The sequence below is a fragment of the Mobiluncus sp. genome (genome assembly GCF_985070215.1).
Genome location: NZ_CFKZQR010000047.1, coordinates 1 through 13,990 on the forward strand (window position 1 = coordinate 1; position 13,990 = coordinate 13,990).

At 56.2% G+C, this 13,990-nt stretch carries 14 protein-coding genes; 11 read left to right on the plus strand and 3 right to left on the minus strand.

The genetic code is table 11. From position 1 onward, the window contains the following. From AC5LBQ_RS08300 to AC5LBQ_RS08325, 6 genes are all read left to right on the plus strand, one after another. Positions 1-515: peptidase dimerization domain-containing protein (locus tag AC5LBQ_RS08300; protein ID WP_493265181.1), on the plus strand; the 515-nt coding region annotated here is incomplete at its 5' end. Positions 516-525: 10 nt separating this feature from the next. Continuing rightward, positions 526-1,011 carry a hypothetical protein gene (locus tag AC5LBQ_RS08305; protein ID WP_493265182.1) on the plus strand — a complete coding sequence of 162 codons (486 nt, stop codon included), beginning with the start codon at positions 526-528 and terminating at the stop codon, positions 1,009-1,011. 124 nt (positions 1,012-1,135) lie between these two features. Continuing rightward, complete coding sequence (gene erpA / locus AC5LBQ_RS08310) at positions 1,136-1,480, plus strand: iron-sulfur cluster insertion protein ErpA (RefSeq protein ID WP_282921684.1); 345 nt, start codon at positions 1,136-1,138, stop codon at positions 1,478-1,480. A gap of 190 nt (positions 1,481-1,670) precedes the next feature. Further along, entirely contained in the window at positions 1,671-2,555 is an 885-nt protein-coding gene (locus AC5LBQ_RS08315; RefSeq protein WP_493265183.1) for an FKBP-type peptidyl-prolyl cis-trans isomerase, read from the plus strand. Positions 2,556-2,607: 52 nt separating this feature from the next. Further along, positions 2,608-3,663 carry an FKBP-type peptidyl-prolyl cis-trans isomerase gene (locus AC5LBQ_RS08320; RefSeq protein WP_493265184.1) on the plus strand — a complete coding sequence of 352 codons (1,056 nt, stop codon included), beginning with the start codon at positions 2,608-2,610 and terminating at the stop codon, positions 3,661-3,663. Positions 3,664-3,797: 134 nt separating this feature from the next. After that, positions 3,798-4,202 (plus strand): DNA-binding response regulator, encoded by a 405-nt coding sequence (locus tag AC5LBQ_RS08325; RefSeq protein ID WP_297345971.1) that lies wholly within the window; start codon positions 3,798-3,800, stop codon positions 4,200-4,202. 5 nt (positions 4,203-4,207) lie between these two features. Here AC5LBQ_RS08325 and AC5LBQ_RS08330 read toward each other — a convergent pair whose 3' ends face one another. Further along, positions 4,208-4,552, minus strand: a complete 345-nt coding sequence (locus AC5LBQ_RS08330) for a hypothetical protein (protein WP_295027566.1) — start codon at positions 4,550-4,552, stop codon at positions 4,208-4,210. A 45-nt stretch (positions 4,553-4,597) separates the two neighbouring features. Between AC5LBQ_RS08330 and AC5LBQ_RS08335 the strand changes: the two genes are divergently transcribed. From AC5LBQ_RS08335 to AC5LBQ_RS08345, 3 genes are all read left to right on the plus strand, one after another. Continuing rightward, positions 4,598-5,407, plus strand: coding sequence for a lysophospholipid acyltransferase family protein (locus AC5LBQ_RS08335; protein ID WP_295027567.1), 810 nt, complete (start codon positions 4,598-4,600; stop codon positions 5,405-5,407). 36 nt (positions 5,408-5,443) lie between these two features. Further along, positions 5,444-6,643, plus strand: a complete 1,200-nt coding sequence (locus AC5LBQ_RS08340) for a pyrophosphate--fructose-6-phosphate 1-phosphotransferase (protein WP_307741690.1) — start codon at positions 5,444-5,446, stop codon at positions 6,641-6,643. A 101-nt stretch (positions 6,644-6,744) separates the two neighbouring features. Beyond that, positions 6,745-8,139 carry a class II 3-deoxy-7-phosphoheptulonate synthase gene (locus AC5LBQ_RS08345; protein ID WP_297345973.1) on the plus strand — a complete coding sequence of 465 codons (1,395 nt, stop codon included), beginning with the start codon at positions 6,745-6,747 and terminating at the stop codon, positions 8,137-8,139. Positions 8,140-8,221: 82 nt separating this feature from the next. On the opposite strand, the gene pknB is transcribed toward AC5LBQ_RS08345, so the two are convergent. Next, positions 8,222-10,210 carry a Stk1 family PASTA domain-containing Ser/Thr kinase gene (gene pknB / locus AC5LBQ_RS08350; RefSeq protein WP_493265188.1) on the minus strand — a complete coding sequence of 663 codons (1,989 nt, stop codon included), beginning with the start codon at positions 10,208-10,210 and terminating at the stop codon, positions 8,222-8,224. Between the two features lie 179 nt (positions 10,211-10,389). Between pknB and AC5LBQ_RS08355 the strand changes: the two genes are divergently transcribed. Then, positions 10,390-10,761, plus strand: a complete 372-nt coding sequence (locus AC5LBQ_RS08355) for an Rv2175c family DNA-binding protein (protein ID WP_493265185.1) — start codon at positions 10,390-10,392, stop codon at positions 10,759-10,761. On the opposite strand, the gene AC5LBQ_RS08360 is transcribed toward AC5LBQ_RS08355, so the two are convergent. After that, complete coding sequence (locus tag AC5LBQ_RS08360; protein WP_493265186.1) at positions 10,758-11,843, minus strand: polyprenyl synthetase family protein; 1,086 nt, start codon at positions 11,841-11,843, stop codon at positions 10,758-10,760. The two genes, AC5LBQ_RS08355 and AC5LBQ_RS08360, sit on opposite strands and share 4 nt — an antisense overlap. 97 nt (positions 11,844-11,940) lie before the next feature. Here AC5LBQ_RS08360 and AC5LBQ_RS08365 point away from each other — a divergent pair, with 97 nt between their 5' ends. Continuing rightward, on the plus strand, positions 11,941-13,731 hold the full coding sequence (locus AC5LBQ_RS08365; RefSeq protein ID WP_493265187.1) for an RNA polymerase sigma factor: 1,791 nt from the start codon (positions 11,941-11,943) through the stop codon (positions 13,729-13,731). Positions 13,732-13,990: the final 259 nt, after the last annotated feature.

The window sequence follows — 13,990 nt, forward strand, 5'->3', positions numbered from 1 at the left end:
CCCGCCTGTGGACCCAACCAGCCATCAGTGTCATCGGGATTGACGCGCCCAGCATCGCGACCAGCTCGAATACGATTATCCCGCAGGCGACAGCGCGGATTTCGATGCGTATCGCACCGGGTCAGGATCCTCAAAAGGCGGCGCAAGTGCTATCGGATTACCTGGTAGCTAACGCTCCTTTCGGTGCCGAAGTCAGCGTGGAGTGCCTGGAGACCGGTCCGGCTTATGCAGCCAATCTGGATTCTCCGGTGCTGGCTTTGATGCACGGAGCCTTGACCGATGCGTTTGGGGTCAAGAGCGTCAATATTGGGCAAGGCGGTTCGATTCCGTTTATCGCCACGTTCCAGGAGTTTTTCCCCGCTGCCGAAGTCCTCGTGACCGGGGTCGAGGATCCCTACACCAACGCCCACTCTGAGAACGAGTCTCAAGATTTAGCGGATTTGCAAGGAGCCGTGCTGGCCGAAACCCTGCTGCTGGGGCGTTTGGTCAACGGCTCTGCCCCGGCGCTCAGTTAGGTTCAACCCGGTGCGGATTCAGATTCTGGCGACTCCCGAATTCGCCGATTTTGCCCAGGACTTTTGCGAGGCGTGGAGCCAGTACCATCCGGCGGACACCCTGCACCTGGACGTGGCAAATTTGCAGCCGGCACAAGCGCAGGGTGTGAACCCGGACGCTCCCGCCCCGGACAGCACCGGCACCGCGCTTGTGAAAGGACTGACCATTGCCAGTCCTAGGCAAGTCCGGCTGGACACGCAGGCCGATATATACCTGGTCATCCAGCCGGAAATCACCGATGTGCCCGGGCCGGCTGACTTGGCAAACCTGGTCGTGGCTCGGGCGGCGCGGCGAGGCCTTCAACCGGTGGTGGTCTTGGCCGCGGATTCCCCGCTTTCGCGCCGCCAGCTGCAAGAATCAGGCATCGCGCAAGCCTACTTTCTCGCCGAACATCCCCAGCGCGGGGCGACTGAGTGGGGACGGATCCTGGGCCAAACCTGGCATCTGCCCGATTGAGAGCAACAAGCTATGCTCAGCGGCCATACGCCCAGGTCAGGGCGGTTCCAAAGCTGAGGAAGAAAAAACGACATAAATAAGGTTAGACTAAGTTACAGTGTCTTTTGCAGGAAAGGAAATATAGATGGAGACCGCTTCTTTGACCCATGAGGTCACTTTGACCGATGCCGCAGTAGCCAAGATTAAATCCTTACTGGAACAGGAAGGCCGTGATGATTTGCGGCTGCGCGTGGGAGTAGCTCCCGGGGGTTGTTCCGGTTTGATTTACCAGCTCGAATTCGACGACGAACTGTCCGAAGACGATGCGGTACGGGATTTCGATGGCGTTGAGCTGGTCGTTGACAAAATGAGCGTGCCCTACCTGGCTGGCGCCACGGTTGATTTCCAGGACACCCTGGCTCAGACCGGGTTCGTTATCGATAACCCCAATGCGGTCAATACCTGTTCTTGTGGGGGATCTTTCCACTAGAGAAAAGCTACGAAAAGTCACGGCGAGTCTGGTTATCTGGGCTCGCCGTTTTTTATAGTTCTGAAGCGGTGCAAACGACTGGGTGGAGCGACAAAGTTGAAAAGTCGATAACGATTAGGCTCGGATGTTGACTTATTCAAGGTAAAATCAAGTTTAAACGAATCTGAACTTGAGTATTCCGGGGAGTATCGTGTTACAAAAAATTGCTTTCGCCCTAGCGGCCGCCAGCCTCGCGCTGTCACTGTCTGCCTGTTCCAAACCCGCTGGTAGCGAGATGCCTACTGTGGCTTCACCCCAGTTCGGGACGGTACCGGAGATTAATTTTCCGGCAGCCCCCCCGCCAGAAGTACCCGTGATGAAGGTGCTTGATGACGGCAACGGGAAAGGCCAGGAGGTTAAGGACGGCGACCTTGTCGTTGTGGATTACTACGGCAAAGTTTGGGGCGGAGCTTTAATGCCTGATTCCACCATCACCGATGCGGCCGGACCGCGTGCGATTTCGCTGGCTAACCCGCCTATTGAAGGATGGAAAGAGTTGCGTGGGGTCAAGGTCGGTCAGCGAGTTATGTTGATTCTGCCCCCGAGTAAAGCCTACGGCGAGATGGGTGCCAGCAGTATCGGGGTTAAGAAGGACGACACGCTGGCCTACGTGGTGGACGTGCGTTTAGCGGTGCCCGCGGATGCAGCCTCCAAGTTCCAGGTTACTCCCACCAATAACCCGCTGCCGGATGGTATTAGCATCGATGCGGACGGTCAGGGTGCCTACACGGTCAACGCTGTGGCCGCAGGGTCGTATCCGTCCCGACAATCCACCGCGGTCTACGCCACCGGCGACGGTCCGGCAGTCAAAGCTGGGCAGGGCGTCATTGTGAAACGAGTCAGTGCGGATTGGAACAAACAGACCACCGCGGCTGACTGGAATGCCGGTGAGTTGATCTCGGTTTCAGCTGATTCTCTAGAGCTGGCCGATTTACCGTTGGGTAGTTTGGTACTGGTAGTCACTCCGGCTACGTCCACGACTGATCCCCAGGCAACATTGCTACAGCTGGTTTCTGCCTACGATACCAAACGTTAACAACGCAGGGCGAGGGATACGAAACCTGATTTATGGAAAAAGAGGTACGATCTTGCAACACCTACAGAAACAACTAGTGGTGCTCTCCCTGTTTGCTTTGGCGGCCGCGGGTTTAACGGCTTGTCAAGAGATCCCCAGAGAGCAAAACGCCCCGCTAGCCACCCCGAAGAGTTGTGTTAAGACCATTACCCCAGCCGCATCTGCGGAACCTGCGGCGGTAAAACCGGTAGAAAACGGACCGGTTCCCGCCGTGGACTTACCTGATAGCTTCGGGACGGAACCAAACATTGCGGCGGGAACGGGACCGGCTCCCAAGGATTTCATTCGTACCGTACTGCATGAAGGCACCGGGACGGTCGTTTCCGCGAACGCTGATGTCATCGTCCATTACAAGGGACAAAAGTGGAACGGCGAAGTCTTTGACGACTCCTGGCAAAGGGGAGAACCCGCCTCCTTCTCACTGGGCAACAACATTATCGAAGGCTGGACCTGGGGTTTGGCCGGGCGCAACGTTGGGGATCGGATTGAGCTCGTCATTCCGCCACGCCTAGCTTACGGGGAACTCACGGAACGGGAACAAGCCGCGAAAGACGCCGGGCAGCCCTTACCTGGCAAGGATCACCCGCTGGCTGGCGAAACTTTGGTTTTTGTTATCGACATACTGTTTGCGCCTCCGGTGACGGAAGAAACCCAGTTGGCAGCCTACACCCAGCTTTTGGCTCAATCACAGCCTACCGGGGCGAAGCTCCCCGATGGTCTGCGTATCTATTGCGGTCCCGGTGCTGAGCCACAGCCAGCCTACATCGAAGGTTCAAAAGTTCCCGGCCAGCCCGCGAACGTTTGGACTCTGGAAGGGCAGGGACAGCCCATTCAGGCCGGTGACCAGGTCGGATATGTGGTGGTATCCGGTTCTTGGGGAGACAAGCCCATTTCCACCTGGATCAACGGTCAGGGCGTGCTGTGGGCAGATGCGGAAACCATGAAAGCCGTGGGTAAAACCGTCGGTTCTCGACTGGTGATGGTGGGGCCTCCGAATAAATCAGCGCCCCGTGGTGTCGTCCAGATCGTCGATATCGTAGACGCTATCGCCCTGCCAACCTTGGGATAGGGCAGCGATTGTCACCAGGATTTTCGAGTCGGTGAGCTTGGTCGACATCCATCGGTGGGGCGCCCACAGAACTGTTTGGCGTGCACCCACTCGGTAGGTAAAATGTTCATGTCTTTGGTAAAGGAGCGAATTCTATGGAAGCAAAAGCAGGCACCGATGCCGTGCAAGTTATGCTTTTCAGTGGCAATCCCCATACCCGTCAAGCCGTCATGGATGCAGCCGGACTCAGCGGTAGTTTCGATATACCGCCGATTGACTGGCAGGAAGTGGCGACCCCGGATGCGGTGAAACAAAATTTCGCTGAGGACCGCTATGCGGCTCTGGTGCTTGACGCTGAAACTTATCAAGAGGGTGGGCAATCGGTGGCGCGTTGGCTCAATATCCATGCGGATAAAGTTCCGCCCATCATCATGCTGGTGGCTCGCCAACAGGACGAATGGATGTCGCGCTGGTCCGGGGCGAGCTATAACGTGCCGGCTCCCTACGAGGCTGACGCTGTGATGGCTGCTCTGAGAAAGGCTCTTTCACAGACCACTTGAGAGCCTTAGCGACGGCGGATGGGCAGGAGCAAACCCAACCCCACCGCTAGGGCCAGCAAACATATAGTGGCTGCCACTGCCGAATAAGCCGGTTGGGTAATCCCCAGGATTATAAAGCCGATGATGGCGGCAACCAGCAGCAACCAACCGACCTTAGTGTGAGTGCGCAAAGTCGGTAAAGGGGGATTGGGTGCTACGAAGCCTTCGTTGTCTTCCGCTGGAGTCCAGTCCCGAGGTCCGAAACCTCCGAGCTCAGGAGTAGCCGCCGCGAGTTGCTCGAAACGGCGATTGACCTCCTCAGGGGTTTCCTCATCGCGATCCTTGTGACCGCTTCGTTTACGAAACGTCATATTTGAACTATACATGAAGCCCTTGGGGCACTGGAGGTATCGACTGTGTACAGATTCTCAAAGATTGTCGCCGGACCGTTGTTACGCCTCTTGTTTCAGCCATGGATACGCGGAGCGGAAAACATCCCCGAAACCGGACCGGCAATTTTGGCTTCCAATCACCTCGCCGTCATCGACTCGGTGTTCCTCCCTTTGATGACCAAGCGGGAAATCACCTTCGTCGGGAAGTCCGATTACTTTACCGGCACCGGATTTAAAGGCTGGATTACCAAGCATTTTATGCAATCCGTGGGGGTTATTCCGGTAGACCGTTCCGGCGGCAAAGCCTCCCAGGTCGCTTTGGATAAAGGCCTGCAAGTTCTGGAACGTGGCGGTTTATTCGGTATCTATCCCGAAGGCACACGCTCCCCGGACGGCAGGCTTTATCGAGGCAAAACTGGGATTGCTCGGCTATCGCTCATCAGCGGCGCTCCGATTATTCCGGTGGCGATGGTGGGAACGAACAAATCGCAGCCTATCGGCAAGACCATCCCCAAGCTGGAGCGTATCGGGGTCATTATCGGAAAACCTCTGGATTTCTCCCGCTACAAAGGTATGGAAAACAATCGCTACGTATTGCGTTCCATCACCGATGAAGTCATGTATGACCTGATGCTGCTGTCCGGGCAGGAATATGTTGATGAATATGCCGCCAATGTGAAAAAACGCCTGGAGGCACAGCGAAAATCTAGCAGGGACGCTGGCAAAGACTCCGAAACAGCCCCAAGTGAGGCTGAGACTTCGGATACTTCCCCTTCCGAGGAACAGCCGGATACCACACCCGACTTAGCCACCCAACCCGGCGATGAATCCTAGAATGTTAAGAAATCGGACAACGAGAAAGGCAGAAATATGGCTCTGAAGCGAGTAGCTCTGTTGACGGCCGGCGGTTTTGCGCCGTGCCTGTCCACCGCGGTGGGCATGTTGATTGAACGGTACACCGAGTTGGAACCGGAGGTGGAAATCATCGCTTACGAGCACGGCTATCACGGTCTGCTGACCGGCAAGTATTTGCAGATTGATGATGATGCCCGGGCTCATGCCTCCCGTTTGCAGCTCTATGGCGGTTCGCCCATCGGTAACTCCCGAGTCAAGCTGACGAACACCGCCGACCTGGTGAAACGCGGTCTTATCAAGGAGGGCGAGGACGCCCTGAAAGTCGCTGCCGACCAGCTGGTAAAGGACGGTGTAGATGTACTGCACACCATCGGTGGGGACGATACGAACACGACCGCAGCAGATCTAGCAGCCTACCTGGAAGCGCACAAGTATCACCTCACGGTGGTGGGACTACCCAAGACTATTGACAACGATGTAGTGCCGATTCGTCAATCTTTGGGTGCCTACACAGCAGCCGAAAATACTTCCATTTTTGCCCAGCACATCATTTCCGAATCCCGGGTATCTCCGCGGATGCTGATTGTGCACGAGGTAATGGGACGTAACTGTGGCTGGCTGACGGCGTACTCGGCAAAGCTGTATCGCGAGTGGCTGGACGCGCAAACCTTTGTGCCGTCGGTGGGGTTGGACCGTAAACACTGGGATATTAACGGTATCTACGTGCCAGAGATGCATATGGACATCGAATCCGAAGGCAAACGCCTCAAGAAAATTATGGACGAAAACGACACCGTCAACATTTTCCTGTCTGAAGGCGCCGGAGTCATGGATATTGTGGCCGAGATGGAGGCTCAGAACCAGGTCGTCAATCGTGATGCGTTCGGCCACGTGCGCCTGGACGAAATCAATCCGGGACAATACTTTGCCAAGCGGTTTGCCAAGGCATTAGACGCTGAAAAAGTCCTGGTTCAAAAATCCGGTTACTTCGCGCGTTCCGCCCCGTCCAATCAAGCTGACTTGCAGCTCATCAAGGGCATGGTGGACCTGGGCGTGCAGTGCGCTATCGCCGGAGAATCCGGGGTTATTGGGCACGACGAGGAAAATGGCAATCGTTTGAGCTGTATCGATTTCCAGCGCATCAAGGGCGGCAAGCCGTTCGACGTGAACCTGCCGTGGTTCCGTCAGATGCTCCAGGAGATTGGCCAAGCCTAGGCTTTTCAGGTTTTCTCACCTGCCTCGCTCCGGGTTAAACTATAGGAAAGTTGCCCGGAGCGAGGGCTTTTAATGGCAAACACGAAATGAGAACGCAGGAAATGGTCTTGAATACACTACGGGATTTTGAAACTGTCTGGCGCGGCGCAGCTGCTTTCCAGCAGCCACACTATCCCGACCCGGCCAAGGTTACCGAGGTCTGCGCCGCTCTGAAACAGCGCCCGCCGCTGGTTTTTGCCGGAGAGGTCAACGAGTTGCAAAACTTGATGGCCCAAGCCTGTGTCGGCGAGGCTTTCGTGCTGACCGGCGGGGATTGCGCCGAAACTTTCGCGGAATCCACTGCTGACCACTTGAAACTAAAAATTCAGACCATCCTGCAAATGGCAGTCGTTCTGGCTTATGGTGGGGGACTGCCTGTCATCAAAATGGGCCGCATGGCAGGCCAGTATGCCAAGCCACGTTCTTCTGATACGGAAACTCGCGACGGGGTGACTTTGGAATCCTACCGAGGTGACGCAGTCAACGGACACGAGTTCAACGCAGACTCACGCACTCCCGACCCGCGCCGGCTCATGTCCTGCTACCAATACTCCGCCGCCACGCTGAACCTGATTCGAGCTTTCACCCAGGGCGGTTACGCGGATATGCGCCGAGTCCACGAGTGGAACAAAGGCTTTATGCGCAACCGGGCTTACTCGAAATTTGACGATTTAGCTACCGCGATTGACGCGGCCATGCAGTTTATGAAAGCTACCGGGGTTCCCTCGGATGCGCTGCGAACCACCGATTTCTATGCCTCACACGAAGCGCTCCTTTTGGAATACGAAAGCGCCCTAACTCGTGTGGATTCCATCAGTGGCGATTTGTATGACACTTCTGCGCACTTCCTGTGGATTGGGGAACGCACCCGCCAGGTGGACGGGGCGCACGTGGCTTTGCTGTCTCAAGTGAAGAATCCCCTGGGAGTTAAGCTGGGACCGAACTCGACTCCTGATGACGTGACAGGGCTTGTGGAACGGTTGAATCCAGAGGGGCTGGCGGGACGCCTGACTTTCATCACCCGGATGGGGGCCAGCAACATTAGGGAAAAACTTCCTGCCCTGTTGCAAGCCGGCAAAGACACCGGCACCCCTATTGTGTGGATGTGCGATCCGATGCACGGCAACACAGTAAAGACCGGTTCGGGCTACAAAACCCGTCACTTTGAGACGATTCTGGACGAGGTGCGGGGTTTCTTTGCCGCGCACGAGGCCGTGGGGACGGTTCCTGGGGGCATTCACGTGGAACTGACGGGCGAGGACGTGACCGAAATCGTTGGCGGTACGGAAACCATCGATGAATCCGCTCTGGCGAACCGTTATGAAACCTTGGTCGATCCGCGTCTGAACCACCAACAAGCACTGGAACTGGCTTTCCTGGTGGCGCAAATGCTGGCTCAGGCGAAGCCGGGGATTCAACCGGCGGACTTAGAGAACTTTCCGGCTCTAGGTTTTTAATCTGCGCCTTGCGCGCGGCGTGGCGTTAACCTGTTGGGGATTTTCGAGGGACGGACTCCGGTTCACCGGGTATCAAGCGCGCTTAGAACAGGGTGATGGTCACCGTGGAGCCGACTTTTGCCTGAGTTCCGGCGCTAGGATTGGAATTCAAAACCCGTTTGGAATCCCCGAAAGTCCGTTTTACATTGACTGTAAAGCCAGCGGATTCTAGGGCGGCGCGAGCATCACCTTCACTCTTACCAAAGACGTTAGGCACCGCTACTACTTCCGGACCTTTAGAAATCACCAGGTTAACCTGATCCAGACGGTGAACCGTGGTGTTGGGCGCCACGCTTTGGCTGATGACCTTGCCCTTGGGAACGCTATCTGAGAAGTCTTCCGTGACCTGGGGCTGCAAACCGACCTGCGTCAACTCGTTTTGAGCTTCCTGGCTCGGTTTACCAACCAAATCTGGCATTGAAACGGGTTGGCGTCCCTTGGAAACCGTAATTTTTACGATGGTGTTGTGCGCCACGCTGGCATTGGGAGCCGGGTCTTGGGAAGAAATTTGGCCTTCCGGCACGGTGTCGTGGAAGTCCTCGCTGATTTGCGGAGTATTAAAGCGAGCCTTTTTCACCAGCTCCAGGGCTTCCTCACGGGTTTTTCCGGTCAAATCAGGCATAGTCAGCATTTCGATGCCCTTGGACACAAAAATCTTTGCAGTCTGAAAACGCCCCAGCGGTTTACCGGGCGCAGGATTGGTGCGAGCCACGTTACCGGCAGGAATGTTGTCATCGAACACATCCACTCGTTCAAAAGTCACATCAGCAGCGGTGAGGGATTTGGAGGCATCCGGCCACTGTTGATTGACCACGTCCACCATGGGCCTAAACGATCCCGGTCCCCACATAAAGAACCAGGTCAGGATGGCGGCCAACAGGACTATAGCGCCGACGATTCCCCCAATCAAACGTCCCCGTGTCTTGCTGCGGGTGGCGCCTTCGGATGGGGTTGCGGAGTCCAGTGCGGACTCTGATTGACGTCCCCGGCGACGCTTCCACCAGGACTTGTGATGCGAGGGAGAACCAGGGGCACCAGGGAGCGGAACTTCACTGAGAGTCGGGGTCAGCTCCTGGTCAGAGTCCAAATCGGCAGGATTGGTTGCCGGTGGAGTGTCCCCGCGCAGTTCCATCTCGTTGGGGTCCAGTTCGGCAATGGTTTGGTTGACCAGTTCCAGGGCGGCGTCCCCGTTCAAAGGCCGTTTGGCAGGGTCGCGCGTTGTGAGTTTCGCAATCAGGTCATCGACGGGTTGCGGAACCCAAGGCTGCGTCTCTTTGATATGCGGGACGTCTTCATGCACGTGAGCGTAAGCGATTTGGATGGGAGAATCGCCAGAAAACGGGGGAATTCCTGCTAGGAGCTCGAAAAGCATGATGCCGGTCGCGTAAACATCGACGCGGGAATCTGCGGCGGTTCCAGAGACAGTTTCGGGAGATAGATACGCTACCGTGCCCAGGATTGAGCCGGTGGTAGCAGCAGTGACTTCGGAGGCGGCGCGCGCCAAACCGAAATCGGCAACTTTAACTTGGCCGGTTTCTGGCAGCAGCACGTTTTCTGGCTTTACATCACGATGAATCAAGCCGGAACGGTGAGCGGCAGCGAGAGCCTGGAGGATTTCTTTGGTGATTTTGAGAGCCTCGCCCACCGTCAGACAGCCCTGCGAACGCAGGTAAGTACGCAGGTTTGGACCTTTTATCAGTTCCATCACCAGGTAGCTAGAACCTTGGGCGCTGCCTTGGTCATAAACCGCGACCACGCCGGGGTGGGTCAGTTTTGCCGCTGCCCGCGCCTCTCGGCGGAACCGGGCGACAAAGTCCGCGGACTCCGCTAGGTGCGGATACATGATTTTCAAGGCCACCGGCCGGTCTAAGCGCGTATCTCGCGCCCGGTACACGGTAGCCATCCCGCCGCGGGCAATTCGCTTTTCAATAACATAACGGGCATCAATAGTCTGTCCTACCAGGCGATCCGAGGGCTCCGGCGCGGCTTTCGGGGCTGCGGCGGGCTGAGCCGGCGGGAAAGAATCGGGCATCTTGCCGTTAGAGTGACGTCCCGTAGAAGTCGGTTTTGGCGCCGGTACCGCGGTCGTGGCTCCGGTACCGTCAAAATTTTCCTTTTCTTCGTCACTCACGCCCAAAAGTCTAGGTTAAATTGTCCGGTATTTCTGTGTCCCTCCCCGTGACGCGCCGCTTTTTGCATTAGTTTTGCATTGTGAGTGATATCTGGAAGGAATATAGCTGGCTGACTATCAGTGAAGCGGCGGCTTATCTGGGCGTGGAGGCGAAGGCTATTCGCTCCTGGTTGAAAGATGTATCCTTGCTGGCCCTGCCTTCGCCAGAGGACGGAAAGTTGCGTATTCCCCAAGTCTTCCTGGTGGCTGCCGAGTCTGAGGGGGACTACCGCGGTCCGCTGGAGGTTCTGCGGGGCACCCTAATCCTGCTGCGTGACGGCGGGTTCAGTGATGCCGAAGCGATGAACTGGATGTTGAGGGAGGACGACAGCTTGGGGGACACCCCGCTAAATGCTCTGCGGGAGGGGCGCAAGAAAGCTGTGCGCCGAGTGGCTGGGGCACTGGCTCTCTAGTTAGCGCGGTTCACCAGGGAGGAACCGAAGTCTGCAAGTTGCCGTTTCACTTCCGCATCGCACGGCATGGCATCAAGGAATCTCTGGGATTGTTCCAGATGTTCATTCATCAAATCCGAAATGGCGCGACGAGCTCCGGAACCGGTGATGATGGCGCAAATGTTGTCAATTATGGGCGGAGTTAAGTCTGGAGCTCCCCAATAGCGCATCAAGTAGTCCCGTCCCTGGTCATCAGTCATTTCCCAAGCGAGGGCGAGCTGCGCGGTGCGTTTGCCGGAACGAATATCATCGCCTGCTGGTTTCCCGGTCAGTTCTTGATCGCCGAAAATTCCCAAATCATCATCGCGTAGCTGGTAAGCCACCCCCAGAGGAGTGGCAAAACCTTCCAACTGTTCCATCAAGGAATCACTGGCACCGCGCAACGCTGCCCCCAACAACAGCGGTATCACCACGGAATAACGCGCAGTCTTGTGCTTGATGATTTCCATAGCCGCGTCCTGAGATGGGGGCATATCGGGGGAAATCTCGCGAGTCTCAGCGGAAAGGTCGAGGAACTGTCCGTAGGCGACTTCGGCTTGCATCGAAACGTAGAGATTGCTGGCTCGGCGCGCATTTTCCGTAGAGAGCGTGCTGATAGCTTGGGAAAAGTAAGAGTTCGCTGCCGCATAGAGCAAATCACCCCACAGAATAGCGGCGGAGTCGCCGAAACGAGGTCCACCCATGGGGAAAGAAGTCATAAATGCGATTTGTGCGGAAGGCAGGCCACGGCGTTTGATGGCATCGTCAATAATGTCATCGTGAACTAGGGCCGAAGCCTGGAAAAGCTCGAGGCTGGTGCCCAGGTCCAGAAGTTGGTCGGGAATTTCATCCGTTTTGAGAGGGCCAGCGGCGCTAATCCACCCCATGTAGGCGGCGATAGCCCGGAAACGCTTACCGCGAGCGAGTAGGCCGATAGTGGGACCAGAGAATTCGTCAAGTTGGGTGATAGTTAAGGCTTTGCTGGTGCAATATTTCCACGGTTCAGTGAGGCGGGCGCTGACCTCAGAGCGCACGTCAGCTATTAGGGAAATCTCCTCGAGCATGACCCAAATTTACCATGTCATGAGCAATTTTGTTAGTATGAAATTATAATTGTGCCTTGTACGTTTTGAAACAAATCCTCAATGCGAAAGGTTCTCGGTGTCTACCAGCGAAAAGCCTATTGAAAATCAAGGCGAAACCAGCACTTCCACCACTCGTAAGACTGCCGGTAAGTCAGCGGCAGCCACCAAGGCTGGTTCCACCACTAAGAAAGCCGCCACCAGGTCTGCGGCAGGACAGAAAGCCTCGACGACACGGTCGGATACGAAATCAACCGGCAAGTCTTCGACGAAAACCAAGGCCACGACCGGAACCCGGACCACCGCAGCGAAAGCCACCAAGGCTACTGCGAAAACCAGTGCAAAGACTGGCGCGAAGACTACCTCTAAACCGGCCGCCAAGACCTCCACGAAGACTACGGCCAAAGCGACCACCAAGGCTAGTGCAAAATCTGGCGAGAAAACGACACCGAAAGCCAGCGCGCGCTCTGCTGCTAAAACAACCGCGAAAGCCGGGACCAAGCAGGCAGCGAATAAACAGAGTACCGCCCGTAAAACCCGGGCCACCAAGGCAAGCGCCACAGCGGCTGGCACAGGAGCGAAGCGGAAGAAGTCAGTAACAGATCAAGAATTACCCGAAGAGTCTGTAAAAAATCAGGCGCTAGACCCTGAGGACGAAATCGAGGAAGAAGTCGAAGACAAAGACAACGAACCTGATGAAGGCGAACTGGAAGACCCGGAAATCGCGGATGAGGACTTAGAAAACCTCGAGGACGACGACGAGACTGACGAGGAAGAAGACTCAGACAGCGAAGAAGACGCTGAAGAAACCGAGGACGAGGACACTTCCCGCGAGGACAAGTCGAAAGACAATGACGCCAAGCAGGATTCTAAAACTAAAAACTCGACGAGTGCGGAATACACCCTTTCAGAAAAAGACGATGCGGACGAGCCGGCTCAAAAAGTTACCGTAGCTGGGGCGACTTCCGATCCGGTTAAGGATTACCTGAAGCAAATTGGTAAAGTCGCGCTGCTGAACGCGGAACAGGAAGTGGACCTGTCCAAGCGAATTGAGGCTGGACTCTACGCGGATCACCTGTTGAAAACCAAGCAGGAAACCATGACTCCGAAAGAGATTCGGGAACTGCACTATGTGGTTCAAGACGGGCAAATGGCTAAGAACCACCTGCTGGAGGCGAACCTGCGTCTGGTGGTAGCCCTGGCAAAGAAATATACCGGGCGCGGTATGTTGTTCCTTGACTTGATTCAAGAGGGCAACTTGGGTCTGATTCGCGCGGTGGAAAAGTTCGATTATTCCAAGGGCTACAAGTTCTCGACCTACGCGACCTGGTGGATTCGTCAGGCCATTACCCGTGCCATGGCTGACCAGGCTCGCACCATTCGCATCCCGGTACATATGGTGGAAGTCATTAACAAGCTGGCCCGCGTCCAGCGGCAAATGCTGCAGGATCTGGGACGCGAACCCACCCCAGATGAGCTGGCCCAAGAGCTCGAGATGACCCCGGAAAAGGTCGTGGAAGTTCAGAAATATGGCCGTGAGCCGATTTCGCTGCACACCCCGCTGGGTGAGGACGGCGATTCCGAATTTGGGGATTTGATTGAAGATTCCGAAGCGGTGGTACCTGCCGATGCGGTCAGCTTTATGATGCTCCAAGAACAGCTGCAGCGCGTTTTGGACACGTTGAGCGAGCGGGAATCCGGCGTGATTGCCATGCGTTTCGGCCTCAAAGATGGCCAGCCCAAGACTTTGGACGAAATCGGGCGCCGCTACGGGGTCACTCGCGAGCGTATCCGCCAGATTGAGGCCAAGACAATGTCCAAGCTGCGCCACCCGGCCCGTTCCCAATCTTTGCGCGATTACTTGAACTAATAGCGACCCCTGTGCGCGATGGCATCGCGTAGTGAGTGAGCCATCGCGTTAATGGCGGAGGCGGCTAAAAGCGACGTCCGGGGGACGTCGCGCCGCTGTAGCTCCAAAGCAGAAAAGAACTATCGCGTTAGTGGCGTATCGGTTTTAGTGGTGGGCGCTTCGTCGCTGGGGGCGCTCGCGAGAGTCGGAAGGGGGAGTGCCCCCTCGCGTTTTGCGCGACTATTGTCGCAAAACGCTCACCCCCCAGCCTCTCGCTGAG